Below are 26,572 nucleotides of genomic sequence, written 5' to 3' on the forward strand. Positions count from 1 at the left end.
CTTGACGCAACGAGCCCTACCGGTTCCGCATCCGGTACGTCTTCACGGCCGCCTCGATCCGCCGCTGGTTGCGCGTCCCGGGCTCCAGGCCCTTCTTGGCCTTGCCGTAGACCCAGACCGCCCCGCCGACCACGACCGCACCCACGATCAGGTACGCGATCCCGCCGATCAGCCACTGCAGAACGGCCGCCGCGGCCCAGCCGACCAGGATCAGCCCGGCGGCGAAGGCCACCAGGTACGCCACTGCCTTGCCCATGCCATCCCCCTCAGCGAAAAGCGATGAAACCAGCATGCGCCGCTGACGCAAACGAAGCATCGGGGCGGACCCGTAGGGGTGGCGACACGCCAATGACCGGCGCGACACGGGACAAATGCCGTATACCGCAGGTAAAGGCATGCACCGCAACCATCCGGTATATCGCGCCGTTGAGGCACTGGAAATGCGACACCCGGCGGAAGGACGAGCTCGTGCCCTTGCGGCGGATCCTGCGACTGGCCCCGTGGACCATGCGGTCCCGCGTCCTCAAGAGCGTGCAGAAGCGGGTGCTCCCCCGCGTCCCCGAGCAGCGGCGCCTGGCCGTCGCCCGGCGGCTGGTGCCCCTGTCCCATCCGCCCCGGCTCCCGCTGATGCGGGCCAAGCCCGATGCACCGACCATGCGGGTGCGGACCGGCCGCGGGTGGGTGACAGCTCACCGGGACCCCTACGCCAGCCCCACCTCCGTACGCCGTCAGAACCTCGACCGCGTCACCGCCGCCCTCGACGCGGCCGGCATCGACTGGTTCCGCGTCCCGACCCGTGCTCTGCGCCCCACCGCCGTGGCAGTGCACATGAAAGATCGTCCGGCAGCGATTAGAGCGCTGACGGGCGAGAGCTTGATCGAATCCGTCAAGCCCCGCACAGCGAAGCTCAAAGCGGCGAAGATCCTGCGCGTCTGCCGGCCCGTCACCGACCCCCACGGCAGCCTCCTGCTCGGCCGCGACCTGAGCTGCGAGGTCGAGTTCTGGGTCGAGGAGGACGGCGTGCTGAAAGGCCCCCGGGTCAACCCCGTGGCCGACGTCATCGCGCTCGACGATCCCGAGGTGCACGCGCCCGAGCCCACGTTCGGCGCGTTCGCGTCGCCGCACGACCTGACGGCGTACCGGACCAGGCGAAGCCTCACCGAGCCGGCGCCGGACCGCATCATGTTCCCGATCGACGTGGTCTACACGTGGGTCGACGGCGCGGACCCGGCCTGGCGCGCGGCGAAGGCCCAGGCCCTCGCGGAGAACGGCTGGCTGGAGGAGGCGAGCCGGCTCGCGCACAACGACTCGCGCTTCGCCTCCCGCGACGAGCTGCGCTACTCGCTGCGCTCGCTGCACTGCTTCGCGCCGTGGGTCAACCACATCTGGCTGGTCACCATGGACCAGGTGCCGGACTGGCTCGACACCGAGCACCCCGGCCTGACCGTGGTCAGCCATCGGGAGATCTTCGGGGACACCGGGCGGCTGCCGACCTTCAACTCGCAGGCCATCGAATCGCGGCTGCACCGGATCGAGGGGCTCAGCGAGCACTTCCTCTATCTCAACGACGACGTGTTCTTCGGCCGGCCGGTCTCGCCGGAGCTGTTCTTCACGCCCGGCGGGCTGACCCGCTTCTTCCCGTCGAAGGCGCAGGTGGACTCGGCGCCGCGGCGGCCCGACGACCCGCCCGCCGACTCGGCCGGCAAGAACAACCGCGAGCTCATCCGCGCGGCGTTCGGCCGGGTGCTGACCCGCAAGATGATGCACACGCCGCACCCCTCGCGGATCAGCCTGCTGCGCGAGATCGAGGAGCGGTTCGCCGAGAACGTGACCGCCACCGCCGGCCACCAGTTCCGGCACCCGGACGACATCGCGCTGCTCTCGTCGCTGCAGCAGTACTACGCCTACCTGACCGGCAAGGCCGCGCCCGGGACGATCGAGTACACGTACGCGGACCTGGCCAACCCGACGACGCCCCTGCGCCTCGCCCGGCTGCTGCGCCACCGCGACCTGGACACGTTCTGTCTCAACGACACCGACTCCGACGCGGCCGTCGCCCTCGAGCAGGGCGCCCTGCTCGGCGAGTTCCTTCCCGCCTATCTGCCCTTCGCGAGCCCGTACGAGAAACGGGCCGCCGCCGTGCGAGCAGTGCCCGCCCAGACCACGAAGAAGGAGAAAGTCCCGTGAGCTTCGACGCCGTCATCCTCGGCCTGGGATACGTCGGGCTGCCGCTCGCCCAGCAGGCCACCCGGGCCGGCCTGACCGTGCTCGGCTTCGACGTGAACGCCCGCGTCGCCGATTCCCTGAACGCCGGCCGTTCCCACGTCGACGACCTGTCCGACGCCGATGTCGCGGAGATGACCGCCGGCGGGTTCCGGGCGACCACCGACGAAAGCCTGATCGCCCAGGCCCGTACGGCCGTCATCTGCGTCCCCACGCCGCTGTCCGAAGGCGACGGCCCGGACTTGCGCGCGGTCACCGGCGCCACCGAGGCGGTCGGGCGCAACCTGCGGCCGGGCATGCTCGTCGTGCTGGAGTCGACCACCTACCCGGGCACGACCGACGACGTCGTCCGCCCGCTGCTCGAGAAGCTGTCCGGCCTGACCGCGGGCATCGACTTCCACCTGGCGTTCTCGCCCGAGCGGATCGACCCGGGCAACGAGCGGTTCGGGGCGCACAACACACCCAAGGTCGTCGGCGGCTTCACGCCCGCGTGCACCGACCGGGTGGCCGAGTTCTACGGGCGGTTCATCCAGACCGTCGTGCGCACCCGGGGCACCCGCGAGGCGGAGACGGCGAAGCTGCTCGAGAACACCTACCGGCACGTGAACATCGCGCTGGTCAACGAGATGGCGCGGTTCTGCCACGAGCTGGACATCGACCTCTGGGACGTGATCCACGCGGCGTCCACCAAGCCGTTCGGCTTCCAGGCGTTCTACCCGGGCCCGGGCGTGGGCGGCCACTGCATCCCGATCGACCCGAACTACCTGAGCCACAACGTGCGCAGCAAGCTCGGCTACCCGTTCCGGTTCGTGGAGCTCGCGCAGGAGATCAACGCCACCATGCCCGCGTACGTCGCCCGGCGCGCGCAGAACCTGCTGAACGCCGACGGCGTAGCCGTCCACGGGGCGAAGATCCTGCTGCTCGGGGTCACGTACAAGCCGAACATCGCCGACCAGCGCGAGTCGCCCGCCACGCCGCTGGCCCGCCAGCTCGCGTCGCTCGGGGCGGAGCTGACCTTCCACGACCCGTACGTGACCGAGTGGAACGTCCCGCGCACCGACGACCTCGAGGGTGCCGCCGCGGCCGCCGACCTGGTGATCCTCGTGACGCACCACCGCGACTACGACGCCGACCACCTGGCCGGCCTGGCCAAGCGCTTCTTCGACACGCGGGGCGTCACCAGCACGCGGGAGGCCCACCGCCTGTGACCGACACGATGACCACGTCCGCGCCCGCCCAACGCCGGCACCGGCCCGGCGGCGGCGGGAAGCACACAGCGGCCCCGGCGCGACACCGCCGGGACATCGAGGGGCTGCGCGCGGTCGCGGTGCTCCTCGTCGTCGCGTACCACTGCGGTCTGCCGATCGTCTCCGGCGGCTATGTCGGGGTCGACGTCTTCTTCGTCATCTCCGGCTTCCTGATCACCGGTCTGCTGCTGCGCGAGGCGACCAGCAGCGGCACCATCTCGCTCCCGCGCTTCTACGCCCGGCGCGCGCTACGGCTGCTGCCCGCCTCCGCGCTGGTGGTCGTGGCGACGGTCGCGGCGGCCGCGCTGTGGCTGCCGCCGCTGCGCCTGACCGGGATCCTGTCGGACGCGCTGCACACCTCGATCTACGCGATGAACTACCGGCTCGCGGCGATCGGCACCGACTATCTGCAGGCGGAGGCGGACCCGTCGCCGCTGCAGCACTTCTGGTCGCTCGCGGTCGAAGAGCAGTTCTACGTGATCTGGCCGCTTCTGATCCTGCTGCTGAAGAAGCACCGAGGCGTCGCTCTGAGCCTGCTCACGGCCGGCTCGTTCGCGATCTCGGTGTGGCAGACGCAGGCGAGCGCCGGCTGGGCGTACTTCGGCATCCACACCCGCGCCTGGGAGCTCGGCGTCGGCGCGCTCCTCGCGCTGGGCGCCGTCAAGCTCCCCCGGTGGTGCGTGCCACTCGGCCTGGCCGCGATCGTCACGGCCGCGGTCTGTTACACGGCACAGACCCCCTTCCCCGGGTACGCGGCCCTGCTGCCCGTACTGGGAACGGCGGCCGTGATCGCGGGCGGCACCGGCCGTCCCGCCGGCGTCCTCGGTCTCGCCCCCTTCCAGGCCGTGGGCCGGCTGTCCTACTCCTGGTACCTGTGGCACTGGCCCGTGCTGCTCATCGCGCCCTTCGCGCTCGGCCGGCCCCTGGCCCTGGGGGAGAACGTCCTCGCCGCGCTGGGTGCCCTGATCCTGGCCGCGCTGACGTTCGCGCTCGTCGAGAACCCGGTCCGGCACATGGCGCGCAACCGCCCGTGGCGCGGGCTGGCGGCGGGGTTCGGCATCTCGGTGCTGTGCGCCACCCTGTGCGTGGGCATCACCACCGCCGCCGGACGCCTGAACGGTCCCAGCACCTACGCCGCCCCGGCGGTGACGACCACGAATCTGCGGACGTTGCTCGGCGCGACGGACCGGGCCGTCCCGGAGAACCTGACGCCGACGCTGGCCAAGGCGGCCAAGGACAAGCCCCGCTTCTATCGCGAGGGCTGCTCCGGCGGGTTCGACGACGCGGAGGTCAAGAAGCCCTGCGCGTACGGCGACCTCGCCTCGCCCACCACGGTCGTGCTCATGGGCGACTCGCACGCGGGCCACTGGTTCCCGGCGCTGGAGGAGGCGGCGCTGCGCGAGCACTGGAAGCTCGTCGTCGTCAGCAAGAGCGCGTGCACGGTCGCCGACAGCCTGATCTTCCTGCCCGAGCTCAAGCGCGAGTTCACCGAGTGCGTCCGGTGGCGCCGCGACGCCCTGGACTACGTACGTTCCCTGCGCCCGGCGAAGGTCGTGCTCGCCTCCACCTATCCCAACAGCGAGCTGCTGGGCGTGAGCGGCACGCAGGAGGAGGCCTGGGTCGCCGGCTGGCGCAAATCCGTGCGCGCGGTGAAAGCCGACGGCACCCGGGTGTACTTCGTCAACGACACCCCGTGGATGGCCGGTAACACCCCCGAGTGCCTGTCCGCGCACCCGGACGACCCCGCCGCCTGCGGCCGCGCCCGGGACCAGGCGATCGCCAAGCAGCAGCGGCGGGACCTCGTCATGGCGACCGTCCGGGCGGAGGGCGCCACGGTGGTCGACCCGTCGCCCTGGTTCTGCACGGACACGTTCTGCCCGGCGGTGGTCGGCAACCTGCTCGTCTACAAGGACCAGCATCACGTCACGACCGCGTACAGCAAGCTGCTCGCCCCTCTCCTGGCGGAGGAACTCCGCTAGAAAAGACCCGGAACACACTGCGGCGGCCCGTGAAAACGGGCCGCCGCTGCTGTTTGCACCACTTCCGCAACCGCCCCGCGAACCGAGCCGCAACCCGGCTCGGGCAGGCACCCGATCGGCAACTCAGCACTCACTCCAAGGCACCTGAAACGGCGTCAGAGCGCTCCGCCCACCGACGAAGGGATAGGCGTACCCAGCGAGATGCGCCGGGACGGAGACAACGAAGGAAGTGACCCGTGCAGAAGACCCTGGTCCGTCGCCTCGCCACTCTCGCGCTGTTCCCCGCCGCCGCGTTCATCGCCCTGATGTTCGCCGCGCCCGCCCAGGCCGCGGTCGTCTCCACCTCGACGCTGCAGACGCAGGTCGCGAGCCTCTCGAACGCCCAGCGGGTCAAGGCCGGCTGCAAGGCCCTCCCGGTCAACTCGCAGCTGCTCTTCGCCGCCCGCGGCCACAGCAAGTACATGGCCACCACCGGCAACTTCAGCCACACCGGCGCCCGCAACTCGTCCTTCATCACCCGCGTCAAGGCCGCCGGCTACACCGCGCCGCGCAGCGAGAACATCGCCTGGGGCTACCGCACCGCCGCCGAGGTCGTCAACGCGTGGATGAAGTCCCCGGGTCACCGCAAGAACCTGCTCGACTGCGGCGCCAAGTCGTTCGCCGTCGGCGTCATCTACTCCGCCAACGGCACGCCGTACTACACGCAGGAGTTCGGCTCGCGTTGATCTGAAGCTTCTCTCTCCCCCTGACCGGCCGGCATGCCCCCGCATGCCGGCCGGTCGTTTTTTCACGCGCTGACGGGAGCTCCGCTCCGGGTGTACGAGAGCACCGCGTGCCGCCCGAGCATCCGCGGCTCGACGGTCAGCCCGCCGATCCGCTCGGTCCACCGCCGGACCGCTTCCTGCTCGTCCGTGCGGTTCGCGTCGTCCAGCACGACCGTCGCCACCGGCGCCAGCCGGCTCTCGAGCGCGTGCATGGCCGGGTAGCGGGCGTCGGGACCGGTCGCGGCGGGCGGGCCGTCGATGAGCACGAGGTCGATGTCGTGCAGATCCGCGAGCTGCTCGATGTCGTACCAGGGATAGGTCCGCCCGTCGGCGCTCAGCTCGGTCAGCGGCGCGGTGCGCACCTCGGCGACCGCCGCGAGCCCGTGCGCGTCGAGCAGGTCCCGGGTCCGCGCGGCGTACTCGGGGTCGTGGTCCAGCGAGACCAGCCGGCCGCCGGCCTGCTCCAGCGCGTACGCGAGCCACACCGTCGACGTGCCGCTGCCCAGCTCGAGCACCAGCCCCGGGCGCCGGAGCCGCACGATGTGCAGCAGGTCGAGCAGGTCCGACGGGTTGAGCGCGAAGTCACCCGACGACGGCATGGGCGCCCGCGGCGTGAAGTCGGCGAACAGCTGGAACATCGCCTCGATCTCCCGGCTCTGCCCACGCAGCAGCAGATCGGTGCCGTGGCTGTGCTGCCGGAGCCCGCGCGTGACGGTCCCCTTCAGCTCCTGGTGCCGGTCGCCCGCGCTGAGCCGCTCCTTCTCGACGGTCGCCACCACCCGGCGCTGCATCTGCTCGACGACCGTGCGCAGGTCGCGGCTCGCCGCCTGGTTCGCCCGGTGCAGCCCCGTCATCCAGCGCGACAGGTGCAGGATCCCCAGCAGCACCACCAGCAACAGCACCGCGACGAGCGAGGTGGCGAGGCCGTCCCGGCCCGTCGCGGCCGCCACGCAGGTGCCGGCGACGAGCGCCAGCGCTGCCATGAGGACCACGGCCTGCGGACGGGTCAGGCTCTGCAGCCGTACGGCCACCCGGCCGCCGAACCGCGTCAGGTCGCTCATTCCAAGACCTCCGTTGTAAGCCGTTACGAGAACCTAGGGCTAACGCTGCGGGGGCACTGTCGTTACGCGGGGGCGGGCTCGGGCATGCGCTGCACCGGCGCCGCCGGACGTGGGGCGTGCACGAGGGACGCGATCCGGTCCACGTACAGCTGGGGGTGGTGGGCCTTGGCTACCACCTCGCGGGAGCGGCGGCTCTGCTCGGTGTAGAGCGCCCGGTCGCTCGTGTAGCGCCGCAGCACCTTGGCGACCTCCTCGGGCGCACAGTAGACAGCGGCGTCGCCGAAGACCGCCGCGTGCCGTTCCGGCGTCAGCACGATCACGCCCTGCCCGGCCGCCTCCAGCGCCGGCCGCGAGAAGGTCTCGACCGCCTCCGGGTGCGGGAAGTGCAGGTAGAAGTCGAGCTGGTGCAGGAACGTCCGCAGGTCCAGGTCGGTGGCCTCGAAGACCAGGTGGGAGCGCGGCCCGCCGAGGACCACGTCCGTACGCGGCCAGTCCGGCAGCCGCAGCCGCACGTCCACGCCGTCGAGCAGGTCGTGGACGGTCAGCGCCTCCCGCGTGTCCTTGGGCCAGACGCCCTGGTCGCACAGGTCGGTGCCGGCCACGGGCGCGTCCGGGGCCGCCCCGCGCCGCACGGCCGAGTAGCGGTCCGTGCCGACGACGGCCGGCAGGTCGTACGGGGTCAGCTCCACCGCCGGCCGGTAGGCCCGCAGCACCGCGCGGATCTCGGGGTCCTGCGGGCACCACACCGGCGTCACGCCGAAGAGCTGCTCGGCGACGCGCGTGCAGGCGGCCACGTCGTACCGGTTGTCGAAGCCGTCGCGCCGTACCGGGGCCTGGTCCGCGACGAGCAGCAGCTGCCGCGGCCGCAGCAGGCACTCCTCGCCCTCCGCGAACTGCAGCACCGCCGCCTGCCGCACGATCAGCAGCGCCGCCCTGTTCTCGTCGCCGGGCAGGATCTGCGTGACCCGGCCCGCGTTGACCAGCTCCTGCACGGGCTCGCAGAGCGGATAGCGCCGCCGGGCCATGGGCCGCAACGACTCCATGTGCAGGACGGCCACCCGCAGCCCCCGGTCGGCGAGCGCGCGCATCTCCTCGATCGCCCCGAGCTGCGCCCCCTGCAGGAAGCGCCAGTCCCCGGCGAACACCACGTCGAACTCCGGCCGCGCCGGCGCCTGGTCCCGGGCGTACCGCAGATGGTCCGGCGCCGCGAACGGCCGCTCACTGCCGTCCTTCGGCCGGTAGGGCCCGGCGGTCCGCGCGGCGACGCGGCTGTGCCACTGCTGATAGGCCGACGAGTACGCCACCCGCGCCGGATGCATCCAGTAGGCCCGGATCTCAGAGCGCGACAACGAGCCGTGCGACAGCCGGATCAGCGCGAGCGGCTCCGACTCGACGTGGCAGACGGCCCGTTCGCCGTACACCGCCCGGATCCGTCCGATGTACTCCGAGTCCGCCGCCTTGCGCACGGTGTCGAAGTAGCCGATCCGGTCCATGACGAGCGCCCGCCGAAAGAGCAGCGACGACGGATTGAACCGCCCCGTCCGTACGGCCGGCCGGGTGAGCAGCAGCTCGTCGGTGACCCCGAGCCCGTCACTGGTCGTCGCCACCACGCGCGACCCCGACAGCAGCGGCCGCACCTGCAGCTCCAGCCGCCGCGGATGCGACCAGTCGTCCGAGTCCTGGAACGTCACGAACTCGCCCCCGGCCGCGTCCAGCCCCGCGTTCCGCGCCGCATAGGTGCCCTGGTTGACCGGCTGCTTCACGAGCCGCACCCGCGGCCCGAGCGCCACCGCCCGCCCCAGCACCTCGTCGAACTCCGCCGGCGACGCGTCGTCCACAATGATGATCTCGGTGTTCCGCCACGACTGGGCCAGAATGCTGCGTACGGCCGTGATCAGCCCTTCCCCCGGATGGAAGGCCGTCACGATCACCGAGATCCGCTGCGGCTCCTCCACCGGCGCCGCCTCGGCCGACGTGGTCAGCCGGTCGAAGGGCTCACTCCCGTCGCCGGGCCCCAGCGCCGGACAGGGCCGCGGCATGAGCCGCTGAAACCGCGCCAGCCACGGCGCCACGGGCTGGTCCGCGTGCACGAACGGATTGGCGACGTCCAGCTCCAGGTCCTGCCGCACCGCCGGGCTCATCGACCGGTACGCCCCGAGCAGCACCCGCGCGGCGTCCGCCCCGCGCCACGCCAACGTCAGCTGCGCGTGCAACCCTTGATGCGACCCGGGCACGGCGTCCGCCCCGAGCCCCAGCCGCAGCAGCTCATAAAGGGCGAGGGCGTCCGTACGGTCGGTCGGCAGCATGTCCTGCAGAGCCAGCGTCTGCGCCAGCCCCGAGATGACCGAAGGCCGCACCCCACCGGGCAACCCCCGCAACCACGGCACATCAGCCGCCCGAGCCGCCGCGATCAACTCGTCGTAACTCGCCCCGGTCCCCCGCAGCGCCGTGTACCCCTGCAACCGCCGCATCTCCAGCGACCGCAACCGCACGGCGATGGCCGGAACCGCCCGCTGCACATGGTGCCGGGCAATCCGCAGATAATCGTCGAGCAGACCGGCTGGTTCCCCCATCGCGGCAACAACCTCTTCATAGCCCTGGCATGGTCACTAGGCCAACGCCAGCGCCCCGCCCGAGGTCACGGCCTCGGATATCCCAGCTCTTCCAGCACCCGCCACACATCCGTCGACGGATTCCCGCCCGGCGCGGCCGCCAACGCCCGCGCCCGCTTCACCGCGTCGGCCACACCGCCCTCGAAGTCCGCGAAGTCGAACCTCGACTTGTCCCAGCCGCGGCCCAGCACCTTGCCGACCCGCTCGCACGCCTTCCCCGCGCTCTCCAGATGGGCCGTATGACCGGTGAGGTGCAGAAGAAGCCAGACCTCGAAGCAGGGATTGCTCCACGCGAGCCGGACGTCCCGCTTCTGCGCCTCCCTGTCGGCAGCCGCCGTATCGAAGTCGTCGACGTCGCAGACGACCCAGGCATGGTCGAAGTCGTTGTCCGCCTTCCTGCGGCCGACGGCCCTGACGGCGTCGATCGGTGACCCGTGCTCATAAGCGACCACGACCCGGCCCGCCGTGATCCAGCCGAGCTCCTTGACCCCGGAGAAGTAGGACCGCTCGGTCACCTTGCCGTTGGTGCCGACCAGCACGCTGGCCCGCTGATCGCGGCTCGGCGACCGCCGCCGGAGATCGGTTTCCCGCCCCGCACCCGGGTCGAGTCGCCGACGCCCCGGCCGGCTACTCCTGGCCATCCCCGCTCGCCGCCTCTCGCGCCGCCACGGCCCGCTCGAAGGGAGCCCAGGACAACTCCGGGACGCCACCGTAGTTTCCGTTGAGGTAGCGCCGCTGTCGGTTCTCCCCCTCTCGCCGCGGCTTGAAGTCCGTCAGCGGATACAGCGTGGAGGTGCCGTTCTTCGCCTTCTCGGTGAACCAGATCTCGTCCCGGGCCAGGATCTCCTCGGTGTCGAAGGTCCCCAGCAGCGTTGCGTCATGGCTGGTGAAGATCAGCTGGCTGCCGAGCGGATTGGTGCGCGGACTCTGGAACAGGTCGATGAGCTTCGCGGTCAGCATGGGATGCAGACTGGCATCGATCTCGTCGATCGTCAGAGTGCTGCCGAGACCGAGCACCGTCGTCGCGTCCATCGCCAGCTCGAAAAGCTGCTGCGTCCCCGTCGACTCGTCGAGGAGGCCGAGCAGGACCTGACCCGACGGGCCGCGATGCGCGAACTGAAGCGACCGGCGCGGACTGTTCGGCTCGAAGACCGGCGCCCCGAGGGAGTCACGCCCGACGAGCAGGCCCAGCCCGTCGTAAGCCGGCTCGTCCAGCAGCAGGACGTCGACAATCCCCACATCCGCCGCCTTGAGCAGCTCGATGATGGCGGCACGCCGCTCATTCGTCTCGGCGGCCCACCGGCTTCCCAGCGACAGCAGGTTCCCGGCGTTCAGCCCCGGCCGATCCCTCGTGACGGCTCGCATGAACCACTTGTAGACGTCGTGCAGCGACTGAAGGCCGCCACCGGGCTGCGCCTTGGGAGCGAAGCGAGCGATCGTGGAGACGAACAATGCGGCCGGAGCGGTGATGGCCGAGATGCGCTCGAGGCCGGGGTCCTTCCGGGTTTCCTCGCCCCAGGCGAAGGAGTCACCGTCGCGTTCGAAGACACGACGCTTCTTCTTGAACGGGTAGTGGTACAACCACTCCTCGACGATGCGCTCGTCATCGAGGGTGAAGCCGTACGTGTGCCGGACACCGTCCAGGCTCAGATCGACGACATAGCGCGAAGGCGAGACGGCGACCTCCGGGTCGAGCCGGAAAGGCTCCCTGGTCAGCGATGACGCCAGCCCGGGCTCCACCGCCCTGTCCGACTGGAGGACCAGTCGCCGCATGAAGGACAGGGCGTCCAGCGCATTCGACTTCCCCGAGGCATTCGCGCCGAAGATGCCGGCCACGGGCACCGTGACCCTGGACTCCGGCTGGGTGTAAGCCGGCGTCAGATTGAGCTGCTGCTCGTCGGCGAACGATCGATGGTTCGCAAACCGGAAGCTCTGCAACATCGGGGCCCAACCCCCTCCCACGGACAGCCAGAAGCTCTTCCATGCGAGTAAACCACGATCGAGGCCCCCAAGGCACCTCCAAGAGCAGCCTCACACGGCGGCGAGCACCGCGGCTTCCACGCGGTCGCGGTCGGCGGGGCCGGCCCAGGCGCCTTCCAGGTAGAAGGCGTCCACCACGTCGCCGCCCAGGGTCGAGATGCGGGCCGCGCGGACCTGTGCGCCCGCCTCGTCCAGGGCCGTCGCGACCCGGTAGAGCAGACCCGCCGAGTCGGCCGCGCGCAGTTCCAGGACCACGGCGTCCGTTGCCACCTCGCGCAGCCAGACCACGCGCGGGGCGGCGGCTTCGCGGCCCAGGGGCGGCCGGGCGCGCAACCGTTGTGTCACAGACACGTCGCCGGCGGCCACGCGGCGGAGGTCGGCGGCCAGGGCGATCGGGTCGGCCGGGGAGCCGTAGCGGGGCTGGGTCACGAATTCGACGATCGCCCGGCCGTCCACCGTGGACGCGTCGGCCGACAGGACGTCGAGGCGGTGCATGGCGAGGCAGGCCGCCACCGAGCCCAGCAGTCCGCGGCGATCGGCGGTTGCCACGGCCACCCGGTCGCCGTCCAGGTGGAGGGCCGGGAGGTCGCCGGACAGCAGCTCGGGGTCCGGCTGCGGCGGGGCCGGCAGGGCGCCCGTGTCCAGCGCGGTGTGGACCCGGCTGACCAGCTGGGCCATCAGCCGTTCCTTCCAGTCCGACCAGGCGGCCGGGCCGGTGGCGTGGGCGTCGGCGCGGGCCAGGGCGTGCAGGAGGTCCAGCGTCGTGGCGTCGCCCACCTCGGCGGCCACGGACGAGATCGTCATCGGGTCGCTCAGGTCACGCCGGGTCGCCACGTCGGGCAGCAGCAGGTGGAGCCGGACCAGCGACGAGATCACCGCCACGTCGGCGGGCGGCAGGCCGATGCGCGTGGCGATCGACGCGGCGATCGGGGCGCCGACCGTGCTGTGGTCCCCGGGGAGTCCCTTGCCGACGTCGTGCAGGAAGGCGCCGATCAGCAGCAGGTCCGGCCGGTCCACCTCCCGGGCGAAGGAGCTGGCCTCGTACGCCGCCTGCACGAGATGCCGGTCGAGCGTGAACCGGTGGATGGGGTGGTGCTGGGGCAGGCTCCGCATCCGCGCCCACTCGGGCAGCCACGCGTCGATGAGCCCGTACCTGTCGCAGGTCTCCCAGGTCGGCAGCAAGCCGGGGCCGGATCCCAGCAGCGACACCAGCGCCGCCCGGGCCGCCGGGGGCCACGGGGCGGACAGCGGCGGCGAGAAGGTCGCGAGCCATTCGGCGGTGGCACGGGCGATGGGCAGCCGTACGGTCGCCGCAGCGGCCGCCACGCGCAAGGACAATGTCGGGTCCGGGGTGGGCCCGATGGCCGTCCGCGCCAGGACCAGCTCCCCGTCGTGCTCGACCACGTCCCGGGCGACCGGCCGCCGCACGGACTTGCCGGCCGGGGACAGGCCGCGGCGGCCGCTGCGCAGGCGGTCGGCGGCGCGCCAGGCGTCGTCGAGGGCGTGGGCGATGGTCCGCGCGTCCCCGGCGACCCGGCGCAGCAGGGCGTCCCCGTCGTCCAGGTCGAGCAGCTCGGCGACGGTGCCGCGTTCCTGGGCGACGAGCCGGTCGACGCGCCGGCCCACAGCCAGGTGCAGGGCGTCCCGGGTGTCCAGCAGCCGCAGGTCGGCGGCGCGCACCGCGGGGCGCATGGTGTCGGCGATCCCGGCGCGGCCCATGCCCCGCAGGATGGTCAGGTCGCGGAGGCCGCCGGCGGCTTCCTTCAGGTCGCCTTCCAGCAGGAACGCCAGCTCGCCGTGGGTGGCCCAGCGCGTCTGGGAGATCTCTTTCAACTGCGGCAGCAGCCGTACGGCCGTCCGCCGCCACTGGTCCCCGGTCGCGGCGACGAGCTCGGCCGACAGCGCCTTGTCGCCGGCCACGTGCCGCGCGTCGAGCAGTCCGAGGGCGACCTTGACGTCGTCGACGGCCACGGACAGCGCCTCGGGGATCGTGCGTACCGAATGGTCCAGGCCGAGCCGGGCGTCCCAGATGGGGTACCACAGGCCGGAGGCGATGCGGTCGATGCCGGCCGTGCCGTTGTGCAGCAGGACCAGGTCGAGGTCGCTGTAGGGCGCGCAGTCGCGCCGGCCGAGCCCGCCCACGGCGACGAGGCTGACGCCCGGCAGGTGGCTCGGGAAGATGGATCGCAGCCAGTCGTCCAGCGACGCGGCGCGGCGCAGACGGGCGGCGGCGCCGATGTGTTCCCGCAACTCGGCGAGCGAGCCCCCGACCGGCACCCGGGGTGCGGCCGAAGGCTCGCTCACTGTGTAACTCATCGTTGCTTACAGCGCGTCGAGTCCGCGCTCGCCCGTGCGCACACGGACCACGTCGTCGACGCTGGTGACCCACACCTTGCCGTCACCGATCTTGCCGGTGCGGGCCGCGGTGATGACCGCGTCCACGACCTTCTCCACGTCGATCTCGTCGGTGACGACCTCGACCTTGATCTTCGGCAGGAACTCCACCGTGTACTCGGCACCCCGGTAGACCTCGGTGTGCCCCTTCTGCCGGCCGTAGCCTTGCACCTCGCTCACGGTGAGGCCGGCGACGCCCAGGGCGTGCAGCGCTTCCTTCACCGCGTCGAGCTGGTACGGCTTGATGACCGCGGTTACCAGCTTCATGCTCAAACCCTCCATGGCGAGAATCTAACCGGCAACCTTCTGGCTGACATCGGCCTTGCCGTCCGCGTCGACCGCCTTGCCCGAGCCCAGGCCGGCCATCGCGAAGGCGCCGCCGTTGCCGCCGGCGGGCGTGAAGTCGTACGCGGTCTCGCCGTGGTCGGCGATGTCGATGCCGCCGACCTCGGCCTCGTCGGACGACCGCAGCAGCTTGACGGCCTTGAGGACGAGCCCGAGCACCGCGGCGATGACCAGGGAGTAGACGGTCACGGCCAGGCTGGCGACGAACTGCCGGCCGAGCTGCGTGGCGCCGCCGCCGAAGAACAGGCCGTTGTCCGCGCCGAGCACGTCGCTGATGGCCGAGTTGACGCCGTTGTCGGCGAAGAGGCCGAGCCACAGCGAGCCGATCCAGCCGCCGACGAAGTGGACGCCGACCACGTCGAGCGAGTCGTCGTAGCCCAGCTTGTACTTGAGGCCGACCGCGAGGGCGCAGACCACACCGGCGACGATGCCCAGCAGGGCCGCGGCCAGCGGGGCGATGAAGCCACAGGCCGGGGTGATCGCGACCAGGCCGGCGACCGCGCCGGAGGAGGCACCGACCAGGGTCGGCTTCCCGTCCCGCAGCCACTCGACGATGATCCAGCCCAGCAGCGCGGCGGCCGTGGCGACCTGGGTGTTGACGAAGGCGACCCCGGTGACGCTGTCGACGGTCAGCTCGGAGCCGGCGTTGAAGCCGAACCAGCCGAACCACAGCAGACCGGCGCCGAGCGCGACGAACGGCACGTTGTGCGGGCGCATGTTCTCCCGCGGCCAGCCGATGCGCTTGCCGAGCACGAGCACGAGGCCGAGCGCCGCGGCACCCGCGTTGATGTGCACCGCGGTGCCACCGGCGAAGTCGAGCGCGTGCACGCCCGCGCCGATCCAGCCGCCGCCCCAGACCCAGTGCGCGACCGGGACGTAGACCAGCGTGAACCAGCCGAACGCGAAGAGGATCCAGCCGCCGAACTTGAGGCGGTCGGACAGGGCGCCGCTGATCAGGGCCACCGTGATGACGGCGAACATCATCTGGAAGACCATGAACACGTAGACCGGGATGCCGGTCTCGCCCCACATGTCCGGCAGCCAGCTGGTGCCGGTGCCCGCGTACTGGGTGAAGGAGCCGAGGAACTTGTTGAATCCGTCCGAGTCGTTGCTGCCGAAGGCGAGCGTGAACCCGTAGAGCATCCAGAGTACGGAGATGAGCCCGATACTGCTGAAGCTCATCATCATCATGTTGAGTGTGCCCTTGGACCGGTTGAGGCCACCGTAGAACAGCGCCAGACCCGGGGTCATGAGCAAAACGAGCGCAGACGACACGAGCAACCAGACGGTATTGCTGGCGTTGATCTCCACGCTGCCTCCTCTCGGAATATGTCTTCCTCACGGTCCACAGGGCAGCATCGCGCCGGTCGACCGGTGTGTGCGAGGAGCCTCCCGGTCAGCTGTTTCACCCACGGTCTACGCGCGATTTCCAGCGCGTGACCGGTTGTTTCGTACGTGTGAAGAAACTCTCACAGGAGCGCCGACAATGCTGATGGAAACGCCACAAATGGCCCAGGAGGGCGTCGGCACCAGACAGATCACATTCATCAAGACGATGTCGTAGCGGGGTGGCACTTGCAGACCGTCGCTCCCGCCGAGGTGCCCGGCACGACTCCGCTGGCCGCTGACGCGTCCAGAACGCGGAGCCCCACCGGGCCACGTGCGTGATCCAAGCTCCCGAAGATCAAAAGCCCGCCACTCGACCGTGTGCCGATGGGCTGCTGCGGGCGGCCCCAAGGCGCCGCGCTACAGCCCGGGGGCGTACTCGAAGGCGGACGCCCGGCGTGCACCGGGGCCAAGGTGCCGCGCCCGTGGAGATGGCGCGCGACATGGTGACTGCCTCGGACGCGCGCCATCTCGAACCCGTGCGACTCCAGCGCTCGGACAATGCGAAGCCCGGGTGAGGGAACCGGCGGCATCACGCAGCGACGGTGATGGACAACTCCCGCGCACGCCGAACTCCTCGACGAGCGCGGTGAGCGCCTCGTGGAGATCGTCGAGCGCCTCCTGCTCGGAAGCGCCCTCACCATGCGCGGCGACAAGACGGCAAACGCTCAGCGGAGGGCGTACTCCAAGGTGTGGCGCTCGTAGTCGAGGAGGCGGAGGTCGCGCATCGGGCGGCGGAGGTGGCCCTTGTGCACGATGCGGACGAAGGCCGGGTCGCCGGCCGCGGCCATGCGGCGGATGCCCTCGACGTGGTCGACGATGCGCTTCCTTATGGTGCGGACCAGCCGGTGGCGGTCGCGCGGGATCAGCCCGTAGGCGTCCGCGAAGAGCCGGAGGCGCCGGGGCCGGTTGGGGCGCTTCCAGCCCAGCGTGTAGGAGTCGCGGTCGCTGAAGAGCGGCACCCACGTCCACGCGGCGTAGGCCACGTCGTAGATCCGGGCGCCCGGGGACGCCAGGTCGAAGTCGATCAGGGCGAGGGTGCCGTCGGGGCGCCAGACCACGTTGTGCGGGGCGGCGTCGTGGTGGCAGATGACCTCGGTATCCGGCGGGGGCGGGCCGAAGCTGCGCCAGACCGCGTTGGGCGGGGGCTGGAAGCCGTACTGCGCGTCGTGGAACATGCGCAGCATCGTGGCCACCGTGACCAGCGCCTCGTCGGTGGTCCAGTGCGGGGCGAGCGGGTACTCCCCGCACTCACCGTCGAGATATGACAGGACCTCGCGGTTGCGCTCGTCCATGCCGAGGACGTGCGGCGACCCGGTGAAGCCGACCCGCTGCAGATGATTGAGCAGCGCGTGGACGGCGGGCGTCCACGGCCCCACGTTGCGGCGGACGGTGTCGCCGACCTTGGAGACCGTGCTGACGTTCCCGCCGTGCAGAGGAATCTCCCGGACGGGCTCCTGCGTCACGCACGACCTCCCCAGTCGTCGTCGGTGGACATGCCGAGCCTACGCGTCCGAGCCCACCAGGGCCTCGACGAAGGCGCCCGGCTCGAAGGGGGCCAGGTCGTCCGGGCCCTCGCCCAGGCCGACCAGCTTGACCGGGATGCCGAGCTGGCGCTGGACGGCGATGACGATGCCACCCTTGGCCGTGCCGTCGAGCTTGGTCAGCACCACGCCCGTGACATCCACCGCCTCGGTGAAGACCTTGGCCTGCTGGAGGCCGTTCTGCCCGGTGGTGGCGTCGAGGATGAGCAGCGTCTCGTCGACCGGGCCGTGCTTCTCGACGACCCGCTTGACCTTGCCGAGCTCGTCCATGAGGCCGACCTTGTTCTGCAGGCGGCCGGCAGTGTCGACGAGCACGGTGTCCACGCCGGTCTCGATGCCCCGCTTGACGGCGTCGAAGGCCACGCTGGCGGGGTCGCCGCCCTCGGGGCCACGGACGGTCTCGGCGCCGACGCGCTCACCCCAGGTGGCGAGCTGCTCGGCGGCGGCGGCGCGGAAGGTGTCGGCGGCGCCCAGCACGACCGTACGCCCGTCGGCCACCAGCACCCGCGCGATCTTCCCGCACGTCGTGGTCTTGCCCGCGCCGTTGACGCCGACGACCAGCACGACCGCCGGGCGCCCCTCGTGCGGGGTCGTCCGGAGGCTGCGGTCCATCGCGGGGTCGAGGGCCGCCGTCAGCTCCTCGACGAGCTGCGCGCGGACCTCGGAGACCGTACGCGTGCCGAGCACCCGCACCCGCTCGCGCAGCCGCTCGACGATGACCTGGGTCGCCTCGACGCCGACGTCGGCGGTGATGAGGCTGTCCTCGATCTCCTCCCACGCGTCCTCGTCGAGGTGGTCGCGGGAGAGGACGGCGAGCAGGCCCTTGCCGAAGACGTTCTGCGAGCGGCTGAGCCGGGCCCGCAGCCGGACCAGGCGGCCGGCGGTGGGCTCGGGCGTCTCGAGGACCACGCCCGGCTCCTCGAGCACGGGCGGCTCGGCGACCGGGGGCGGGGCGACCGGCGGCAGGACGGTCGGAGGGGAGTCCTCGGTGACCGGCGGCGCGACCGGCGGCCGCTCGAGCGTCGTGGTGCCTCCGCCCTGCTCGCCGGGCGGCAGCTCACGCCGGCGGAAGCGCGGGACGACGAGGCCGACGGCCCCGACGATCAGCACCGCCAGCAGGATCAGAGAGGCGACGACGTATTCCATGCCGAAATCCTGACAGATGCGCGCGGGACGCGTGGGGCCACCCGGGGTGTCGAAGGCCACCCGCTGTGATCAAGAGGTGCCGGAAACCGCCCTGGCGGAGCACCCGGCGCTGCGGAACGATGGGAACGTGAGTTCTGCCGCACCCGCCCACCTGCTGATCGGGCCGGTCCTGCGGCGCGTCGTGGGTGACCGCGCGACCGTCTGGGTCGAGACCACGGCCCCGGCCACCGTCCGGGTGACGGCCGCCGAGGGGGGCGCCGGCTCCGCGCGCACCTTTTCCGTGTACGGGCACCACTACGCGATCGTGGTCGTCGAGGGCCTGCCCCGGGGCGCCGCCACGGATTACGAGGTGCATCTCGACGACCGCCGGGTGTGGCCCCTCGGTGACTCGCCCTATCCGCCGAGCCTGATCGTGACCCGGCCCGCCGCCGACGCCGATCGGCCGGTGAGCGTGATCTTCGGCTCGTGCCGGGAGGCGACCCCGCAGGCCACGGGGCGCAAGTTGCCACCGGACGCGCTGGACGCGTACGCCCGGCGCCTGATGACCGACCCCCGCGACCCGCGGCTGCGTCCGGACCTCATCGCGCTGCTGGGCGACCAGGTCTATGCGGACAACACGTCGGCCAAGGTCCGCAAGTTCCTGCGCCGCCGCCGCGAGGCCGGGCAGGACGGGCCGGCCGACGAGGTGGTGTCGTTCGACGAGTACACGAAGCTCTATCTCGAGTCGTGGCGCGACCCCGAGGTGCGCTGGCTGCTGGCGACCGTGCCGAGCGTCATGATCTTCGACGACCACGAGATCATCGACGACTGGAACACCTCGGCGGCCTGGCGGCGGGACATGTCGGCCGAGCCGTGGTGGCGCGAGCGCATCTCCAGCGGCCTGGCGTCCTACTGGGTCTATCAGCACCTCGGCAACCTGAGCCCGGATGCGCTGGCCGCCGACCCGCTGCTCGCGAAGATCACCGCCGTCGAGGACGCCACCGAGCTGCTGCGCGACTTCGGGCTCGGGGTCGACGCGCCGGAGTCCGCGGAGAACACCGACCGGCCGTACCAGTGGAGTTTCGCCCTCGACGTCGGCCGCACGCGCCTCGTCATGCTGGACAACCGCTGCAACCGCGTCCTCACGCCGGGCCGCCGCGAGATGCTCCCGGCCGCGGAGTGGGGCTGGTTCCTCGACCAGGCCCACGGCGACTACGACCACCTGGTGATCGGCTCGTCCCTGCCCTGGCTGATGCCGCCGGCCATCCACCACGTCGAGGCGTGGAACGAGTTCCAGGCCGATTCCCGGGGCCCGCGCCGCGCGGAGTACGCCGAGAAGCTGCGCCGGGCGTTCGACCTCGAGCACTGGGCCGCCTTCACCCGCTCCTTCGAGGCGCTCACCGAGCTCTTCCGCCGCCTGGGCGAAGGCACCGCCGAGGGCCGCGGCGGCGGCGAGGGCCGCGGCGGCGGCGAGGGCCGCGGCGGCGAGGGCACCGCCGAGGAACGCGGCGGGGGCGAGGGCACGGCCGGGGGCCGTGTCGGGGCCGGGGGCGCCTACGCCGCGCCGGCGACGATCAACGTGCTGTCCGGCGACGTCCATCACTCCTACGTCGCCCGCGCCGACCTCGGCCCGACCGTCCGCACCCCGGTCCACCAGCTGACCTGCTCGCCGATCCACAACCAGGTGCCGGCCTTCATGCGCCCGCTCATGCGTTTCAGCTGGTCCCGGGCCGCGGCCAAGGGGATGCGGGGCCTGGCCCGCTCGACCGGCGTGCCGGCGCCCTCGCTGCGGTGGCGGCGCCTGGCCGGCCCCTATTTCGGCAACGCGATCAGCACGCTGCGCACCGAGGGCCCGCGCGCCGACGTGCGCGTGGAGGGCACGGCCAAGGACGGCCACCTCTTCACCGTCGCCGACCTGCGCCTCGACGATCCCGCCACCTCCACCATATAAGCGGGTGGGGGCCTTGCGGCAAGGCCCGGGTGACCTCGCACAATGCCCCCATGCGTGACACTGACGTCATCATGTGCGGCGGCGGCCCGACCGGCACGATGCTCGCGGCGGAGCTCCGGCTCCACGGGGTCGGCGTGCTGGTCCTGGAGAAGGATCCGAAGCGGGACAGGCACTCGGGCTCGCTCGGTCTCCACGTGCGCAGCATCGAGATCATGGACCAGCGCGGACTGCTCGGCCGGTTCCTCGCCGAGGGCAAGCAGTACCCGCTGGGCGGCTTCGCCGGGATCGTCAAGCCGCTGACCGGCCCGATCGACACCGCTCACCCGTACCTGCTGGGCATCCCGCAAGAAACCACCGAGCGCCTGCTGGGCGAGCACGCCGAGAGCCTGGGGGTGAAGGTCCGCTACGAGAGCGAGCTCACCGGCCTGGCCCAGGACGACGAGGGCGTGACAGCCGAGCTGGCCGACGGCACCCGCCTGCGCGCGAGCTACCTCATCGGCTGCGACGGCGGCCGCAGCACCGTGCGCAAGCTGCTCGGCGTCGGCTTCCCCGGCGAGCCCGCCCGCCACGAGTGGCTGCTGGGTGAGGCCAGGATCACGGCGTCGGCGGAGGACGTGACGGCCGTCGTGACCGAGGTCCGCAAGACCCAGCGCGGCTTCGGCGTGGTCCCGGCCGCGGACGGCTATCACCGGTTCGTGGTGCCCGCGGCGGGCGTGGCCGACACCCCGGCGCCGCCGACCGTGGCCGAGGTCGCACGTCAACTTCGAGCCCACGCCGGTACGGACTTCGGCGTGCACGACCCGCGCTGGACGTCCCGCTTCGGCGACGCCACGCGGCTGGCCGACAGCTACCGGACGGGCCGCGTGTTCCTGGCCGGCGACGCGGCGCACGTCCACCCGCCGACCGGCGGCCAGGGGCTCAACCTCGGCCTCCAGGACGCGTTCAACCTCGGCTGGAAGCTCGCCGCGGCGGTCGCCGGCCACATCGACCTCCTCGACACCTACGAGATCGAGCGCCGCCCGGTCGCCGAGAACGTCCTGTCTCTCAGCCGGGCCCAGGCCGAGCTGCTCTCGACCGAGCCGGGGCCCTCGGCCGTGCGCCGCCTCCTGACCGAGCTGATGGACATCGAGGCGGTCAACCGGTTCCTGATCGAGCGGACCGCCGCGATCGACATCCACTACGACTTCGGCGCCGAGGACCCGCTCGTCGGCCGGCGGATGCCGGACATCCCGCTCGAAGACGGCCGCCTGTACGACCGGATGCACGCCGGCCGTGGCCTCCTGCTCGGCCGGCTGTCGGCATCCGCCTGGGCTGACCGCGTCGACGTCATGACCGGCGATGGGCGCACCCTGCTCCTGCGCCCCGACGGCCACGTCGCCTGGGCCGGAGACGATCAGCGGGAGCTCGACGCCGCCCTCACACGCTGGTTCGGAGACCCAGCGCCTTCCGCAGATAAGTGAAGTCCTGCGGCCCCGACCAGCGGAAACCCAGCAGCTTCGCGGCCCGGGCGCCCCGGATCACCCGGTCGTCGTCGTCCACGAAGAGCACCCAGGGCGGCTGCTCCCCCAGCAAAGAGCACGCCCGTGCGAAGAACTCCGGCGCCGGCTTGTGGACCTTCAGCTCGGAGGAGCTGACCACGGCGTCGAACTCGTCCGTCAGCCCGAGCGCGTCGAGGTCGCCCCGGAGCCGGTCGGTCGCGTTGGTGGCCAGCCCCACCTTGCGGCCGGCCGCGCGCACCTCCCGGACGAAGCCCAGCACCTCCTCGTCGACCGTGCCCCGATGCTCCTGCCAGGCGGCGACGGCGGCCGCCGCGGTGTCGTCGTCGAGCGGCAGGCGCTGCGCGACCAGGTACATCCACTCGGCGTCGGTCATCTCCGCCGCGACCGCCGGCCGCAGCAGCTCCCAGTCGAACGCCGTGCGCGCCAGCACGCCCGCCTCGAGCCCGTACGACTCCTCGACGCCCGCCGCGACGGACGGGTCCCACCGGCGCAGCACGCCGTCGAGGTCGATCAACAGAGCCCGGGCAGGTTGACGCAGCATGCCCGCAAGACTACAAACGTCAGTCCTCGTCCGACCGGTTGAGGCGCTGGCTGATCACCTGGGTCACACCCGAGCGCATGGTCACGCCGTAGAGGGCGTCGGCGACCTCCATCGTGCGCTTCTGGTGCGTGATGATCAGCAGCTGGCTCTTCTCGCGGAGCTGCTGGAAGAGGGTGATGAGCCGGCCCAGGTTGACGTCGTCGAGGGCCGCCTCGACCTCGTCCATGATGTAGAAGGGGCTGGGGCGGGCCCGGAAGATCGCGCACAGCATGGCGACCGCGGTCAGCGAGCGCTCGCCGCCGGACAGCAGCGACAGCCGCTTGATCTTCTTGCCCGGCGGCCGGGCCTCCACCTCGACGCCGGTGGTGAGCATGTCCTCCGGGTCGGTCAGCACGAGCCGGCCCTCGCCGCCCGGGAAGAGCACCTGGAAGACGGTCTGGAACTCGCGGGCCGTGTCCTCGAACGCCGACGTGAAGACCTCGAGGATCCGGTCGTCGACGTCCTTGACCACGGTGAGCAGGTCGCGGCGGGTGGCCTTGAGATCTTCGAGCTGGTCGGAGAGGAACTTGAAGCGCTCCTCCAGCGCCGCGAACTCCTCCAGCGCCAGCGGGTTGACCTTGCCGAGCAGGGCCAGGTCGCGCTCGGCCTTGTTGGCGCGCTTCTCCTGCGTGGGGCGGTGGAAGGGGTACGGCTCCGGCGGCTCTTTGCCGTCCTTCTCCGCCTGCGCGGTCTCGGCGGCCGTCGGGGGCACGAGCTGCGCCGGACCGTACTCGGCGACCAGCGTCTCGACGTCGAGCGAGAAGTCCTCGGCCGCCTTGGCCTCGAGCTGCTCGATGCGCATCCGCTGCTCGGCCCGGGCGACCTCGTCGCGGTGCACCTCGTTCGTGAGCCGCTCCAGCTCGGCGACCAGGCGCTTGGCCGTCGCGCGGACCTCGGACAGCTCGGCCTCCCGGGCCGTACGCGCGCGGGCCAGCTCGTCGCGGACCTCGACCGCGGCCGCCAGCGAGACCTGCACCCGGGTCAGCGCCGCGGCCGCGCCCAGGGCGACGGCTCGCGCGATCTCGGCTCCCCGCGCCCGGGCGGCCTTGCGGGCGGCGGCTCGCTCGCGGGCCTGCCGCTCGGCGTTGGCCTGGCGCAGCAGCGAGTCGGCGCGGCCGGCGATGGACGAGACCCGCTCCTCCGCCGTCCGGACGGCCAGCCGCACCTCCATCTCGTTCTGCCGGGCCTGCGGCACCATGGCGGCGAGCTGGTCGCGTTCCTCGGTGGACGGCTCCTCGTCGATCGGGGTCGCCTCGGCCAGCCGCAGCCGCTCCTCCAGCTCGGCCAGCCCGGAGAGATCCCGGTCGCGGTTGCCCTCCGCCTTCTGCCGGGACGCTCCCAGCCGCTCCGACTCCGCCTTGGCCGACCGGGCGGCGGCGCCCAGCTCGGCGAGGCGGCGGGCGGCGGCGTTGCGCTCGCCCTCGGCGGCCCGCTTGGCGGCGGCCGCGACGTTCACGGCCTCCTTGCGCTCGGCCACCTCGGCCCGCGCGTCGGCCAGCTGGGCCTTGAGGACGCCGATCTGCTCCTCGGCCGTCTCGCGGTTGGCGTGCGCCTCGTCGACGGCCGCCTGCACCTCGATGTAGCTGGTCGCCTTGCCCGAGCCACCGGCCGCGGCGTGGGCCCCGAGGACGTCGCCGTCCGGCGTGACCGCGCGCAGCTCGGCGTTGCCCGCGACCAGCTGCGTCGCCGCGGCCAGGTCGGGGACGAGGACGACGTCGCGCAGGGCCCGGTTGAGCGCGGGACGGATCGACTCCGGACACTCGATGACATCCGGGGCCCAGATCGCACCCTCGGGCAGTTGCGGCCGGAGGGCGTCGAGCGTGCCCTGCATGCCGGGCGACGCGGGGGACGCCACGACCAGGGCGGCCCGGCCGGCGTCGGCGATCTTGAGCGTACGCATGGCCTCGACGGCCTCGTCCACGCCGCTGAGCGCGACCGCGTCGGCCAGCGCGCCCAGCGCCGCGGCCAGCGCGGCCTCGTGCCCGGGGCGGACGGTGAGCATCGAGGCGAGGCTGCCCAGCAGGCCGGGAACCTGGTCCGCCTTTCCCAGCAGCGCGCCGGCGCCGTCCTTGCGCTTGAGGCCGAGGGCGAGGGCCTCCTCGCGGGCCTTCCAGCTCGCGGCGTCCTTCTCCGCGGCGCGCTCGGCGTCGGACAGCTCCTTGACCACGGCGGCGGCCCGGTCGTGGGCGGCGACGGCCTCGGCGTGCCGGGCGTCGAGCTCCACGTTGTCCCGGTCGGCCTCGGTGGACACCTCGGCCACGGCGTCGACCTCGGCCTGCGCCGCCTCGGCCCGCATCAGGGCGTCGGTGTGCGCCGCCGCGAGCCGCTCGATCTCCTCCGCGGCGCTCCCGGTCCGGGCGCGGGCCGCGTTCACCTGCCCCGTGAGCTTGGCGAGGCCCTCCCGCCGGTCGGCGATCGCCTTCGCCGCGGTACGCAACGCGCCCTCGGCCGCGGCCAGCTGACGCTCCAGCTCCTGGCGGTGCTCGACCGCCTCGGCCAGCCGCATCTGGTCCTCGGTCAGCGCCTCGCGGAGCTCCTCCTCCTGCTCCCGGACCCGTTCCGCCTCAGCCGCCAGCTGCTCGGGGTCGCGCCCGGGGCGCTCGTCGTCGGAGGCGGCGGAGAGGTGCCGGTGGCGCTCGGCGGCCAGCTGCTCGGTGGACCGGAAGCGCTCCTGCAGCGCGGACAGCTTGTACCAGGTGTCCTGCGCGGCCTGCAGCAGCGGCGCGTCGTCGGCGTGGGCCGACTCGAGGTCGGCGAGCATCCGCTGAACTTCGCGATTCTCGTCCTCGACCTGCTGGCGGCGCTCGCGCATCGCCGACTCGTCGGCGATCTCCTTGTCCAGGGTGGTCCGCAGCGTGTGCAGGTCGTCGGCGAGCAGCCGGAGCCGGGCGTCGCGCAGGTCGGCCTGGATGCCCGCCGCCCGGCGTGCCACCTCGGCCTGCTTCCCCAGCGGCTTGAGCTGGCGGCGCAGCTCGGCCGTCAGGTCGTTGAGCCGGTTGAGGTTGGTCTGCATCGCGTCGAGCTTGCGGATCGCCTTCTCTTTGCGCTTGCGGTGCTTGAGGACGCCGGCGGCCTCCTCGATGAAGGCGCGGCGGTCCTCGGGCTTGGCGTGCAGCATCGCGTCGAGCCGGCCCTGGCCGACGATGATGTGCATCTCGCGGCCGATGCCGGAGTCGCTCAGCAGCTCCTGGATGTCGAGCAGCCGGCACGAGTTGCCGTTGATCTCGTACTCGCTGGCGCCGTCGCGGAACATCCGGCGCGTGATCGACACCTCGGTGTAGTCGATCGGCAGGGCGCCGTCGTTGTTGTCGATCGTCAGCGTCACCTCGGCCCGGCCCAGCGGGGCCCGCCCGGCCGTGCCGGCGAAGATGACGTCCTCCATCTTGCCGCCGCGCAGCGCCTTGGCCCCCTGCTCACCGAGCACCCAGGCGATGGCGTCGACGACGTTGGACTTGCCGGAGCCGTTGGGGCCCACCACGCAGGTGATGCCCGGCTCCAGCCGCAGCGTCGTGGCGGAGGCGAAGGACTTGAAGCCCTTGGCCGTCAAGGTCTTGAGGTGCACGGATCTCCGAGGGTCGCGCGGGTTGGCTCGTGCCAGCAGGTTACCCGCCCGTTCCCCGCATGTGCGCGCACGCCGCGCGTCCGGTTACGGCCCTGGTGAGGCTTTTCATCCGGTTGTCGCGCGCGACGACGCCGGGATCTCGCCCGACAGCGACGCCATCGATGCGGTGCGCGATCGCCGGGCCGATATTTGGCACGTCCGCCGCGCCGTTTCCCCGGCGCCCGGATCATGGGCGACTCGCCTGGTGGGACGCCGCCCCGGGCCGGCCCGCCGGGCGGCGCGGCGAACGCCGGGGCTGGCCTCGGGGTGCCGGGTATCGA

Annotated in this window: 19 protein-coding genes; 6 read left to right on the forward strand and 13 right to left on the reverse strand. The window is 72.1% G+C overall.

The genetic code is table 11. The annotated features are described in order from the left end of the window. Nucleotides 1–16 precede the first annotated feature (16 nt). Entirely contained in the window at nucleotides 17–256 is a 240-nt protein-coding gene (locus RAN62_RS03145) for a hypothetical protein (RefSeq protein WP_305782883.1), read from the reverse strand. Nucleotides 257–468: 212 nt separating this feature from the next. Here RAN62_RS03145 and RAN62_RS03150 point away from each other — a divergent pair, with 212 nt between their 5' ends. The 4 genes from RAN62_RS03150 (at nucleotide 469) to RAN62_RS03165 (ending at nucleotide 6,174) form a co-directional block, all read left to right on the forward strand. Further along, nucleotides 469–2,187, forward strand: coding sequence for a stealth family protein (locus RAN62_RS03150; protein ID WP_305782884.1), 1,719 nt, complete (start codon nucleotides 469–471; stop codon nucleotides 2,185–2,187). Further along, entirely contained in the window at nucleotides 2,184–3,431 is a 1,248-nt protein-coding gene (locus RAN62_RS03155) for a nucleotide sugar dehydrogenase (RefSeq protein WP_305782885.1), read from the forward strand. Before RAN62_RS03150 ends, RAN62_RS03155 begins: the two co-directional genes overlap by 4 nt. Then, nucleotides 3,428–5,449, forward strand: a complete 2,022-nt coding sequence (locus RAN62_RS03160; RefSeq protein WP_305782886.1) for an acyltransferase family protein — start codon at nucleotides 3,428–3,430, stop codon at nucleotides 5,447–5,449. Before RAN62_RS03155 ends, RAN62_RS03160 begins: the two co-directional genes overlap by 4 nt. 236 nt (nucleotides 5,450–5,685) lie before the next feature. Beyond that, entirely contained in the window at nucleotides 5,686–6,174 is a 489-nt protein-coding gene (locus tag RAN62_RS03165; protein WP_305782887.1) for a CAP domain-containing protein, read from the forward strand. Between the two features lie 62 nt (nucleotides 6,175–6,236). On the opposite strand, the gene RAN62_RS03170 is transcribed toward RAN62_RS03165, so the two are convergent. The 10 genes from RAN62_RS03170 to ftsY form a co-directional block, all read right to left on the reverse strand. Then, entirely contained in the window at nucleotides 6,237–7,274 is a 1,038-nt protein-coding gene (locus RAN62_RS03170) for an O-methyltransferase (RefSeq protein WP_305782888.1), read from the reverse strand. Nucleotides 7,275–7,336: 62 nt separating this feature from the next. Further along, nucleotides 7,337–9,847, reverse strand: a complete 2,511-nt coding sequence (locus RAN62_RS03175; RefSeq protein WP_305782889.1) for a glycosyltransferase — start codon at nucleotides 9,845–9,847, stop codon at nucleotides 7,337–7,339. A gap of 65 nt (nucleotides 9,848–9,912) precedes the next feature. Then, a complete protein-coding gene (locus RAN62_RS03180) occupies nucleotides 9,913–10,425 on the reverse strand; it encodes an RloB family protein (protein WP_305782890.1) in 513 nt (170 codons plus the stop codon). A gap of 88 nt (nucleotides 10,426–10,513) precedes the next feature. Beyond that, nucleotides 10,514–11,722, reverse strand: coding sequence for an AAA family ATPase (locus RAN62_RS03185; RefSeq protein ID WP_305782891.1), 1,209 nt, complete (start codon nucleotides 11,720–11,722; stop codon nucleotides 10,514–10,516). A 195-nt stretch (nucleotides 11,723–11,917) separates the two neighbouring features. Continuing rightward, nucleotides 11,918–14,182 (reverse strand): [protein-PII] uridylyltransferase, encoded by a 2,265-nt coding sequence (locus RAN62_RS03190; protein WP_305782892.1) that lies wholly within the window; start codon nucleotides 14,180–14,182, stop codon nucleotides 11,918–11,920. Between the two features lie 6 nt (nucleotides 14,183–14,188). Beyond that, entirely contained in the window at nucleotides 14,189–14,527 is a 339-nt protein-coding gene (locus RAN62_RS03195) for a P-II family nitrogen regulator (protein WP_305782893.1), read from the reverse strand. A 24-nt stretch (nucleotides 14,528–14,551) separates the two neighbouring features. Further along, nucleotides 14,552–15,916 carry an ammonium transporter gene (locus RAN62_RS03200; RefSeq protein ID WP_305782894.1) on the reverse strand — a complete coding sequence of 455 codons (1,365 nt, stop codon included), beginning with the start codon at nucleotides 15,914–15,916 and terminating at the stop codon, nucleotides 14,552–14,554. A 236-nt stretch (nucleotides 15,917–16,152) separates the two neighbouring features. Continuing rightward, complete coding sequence (locus RAN62_RS03205; RefSeq protein WP_369077135.1) at nucleotides 16,153–16,635, reverse strand: type II toxin-antitoxin system HicA family toxin; 483 nt, start codon at nucleotides 16,633–16,635, stop codon at nucleotides 16,153–16,155. Nucleotides 16,636–16,659: 24 nt separating this feature from the next. After that, a complete protein-coding gene (locus RAN62_RS03210; RefSeq protein ID WP_305783059.1) occupies nucleotides 16,660–17,472 on the reverse strand; it encodes a phosphotransferase in 813 nt (270 codons plus the stop codon). Nucleotides 17,473–17,496: 24 nt separating this feature from the next. Then, nucleotides 17,497–18,681 carry a signal recognition particle-docking protein FtsY gene (gene ftsY, locus RAN62_RS03215; RefSeq protein WP_305782895.1) on the reverse strand — a complete coding sequence of 395 codons (1,185 nt, stop codon included), beginning with the start codon at nucleotides 18,679–18,681 and terminating at the stop codon, nucleotides 17,497–17,499. 127 nt (nucleotides 18,682–18,808) lie between these two features. Between ftsY and RAN62_RS41340 the strand changes: the two genes are divergently transcribed. Both RAN62_RS41340 and RAN62_RS03225 read left to right on the forward strand, forming a co-directional pair. Beyond that, nucleotides 18,809–20,611 carry an alkaline phosphatase D family protein gene (locus tag RAN62_RS41340; protein ID WP_305782896.1) on the forward strand — a complete coding sequence of 601 codons (1,803 nt, stop codon included), beginning with the start codon at nucleotides 18,809–18,811 and terminating at the stop codon, nucleotides 20,609–20,611. Between the two features lie 50 nt (nucleotides 20,612–20,661). Further along, nucleotides 20,662–22,071, forward strand: coding sequence for an FAD-dependent monooxygenase (locus RAN62_RS03225; RefSeq protein ID WP_305782897.1), 1,410 nt, complete (start codon nucleotides 20,662–20,664; stop codon nucleotides 22,069–22,071). On the opposite strand, the gene RAN62_RS03230 is transcribed toward RAN62_RS03225, so the two are convergent. Together RAN62_RS03230 and smc are read right to left on the reverse strand one after the other, a co-directional pair. Then, complete coding sequence (locus RAN62_RS03230) at nucleotides 22,028–22,651, reverse strand: HAD family hydrolase (protein ID WP_305782898.1); 624 nt, start codon at nucleotides 22,649–22,651, stop codon at nucleotides 22,028–22,030. The genes RAN62_RS03225 and RAN62_RS03230 overlap by 44 nt on opposite strands. Nucleotides 22,652–22,670: 19 nt before the next feature. Next, nucleotides 22,671–26,252, reverse strand: a complete 3,582-nt coding sequence (gene smc / locus RAN62_RS03235) for a chromosome segregation protein SMC (protein ID WP_305782899.1) — start codon at nucleotides 26,250–26,252, stop codon at nucleotides 22,671–22,673. Nucleotides 26,253–26,572 lie beyond the last annotated feature (320 nt).

It is taken from the genome of Symbioplanes lichenis (assembly GCF_030709675.1).
Classification (GTDB): domain Bacteria; phylum Actinomycetota; class Actinomycetes; order Mycobacteriales; family Micromonosporaceae; genus Actinoplanes; species Actinoplanes lichenis.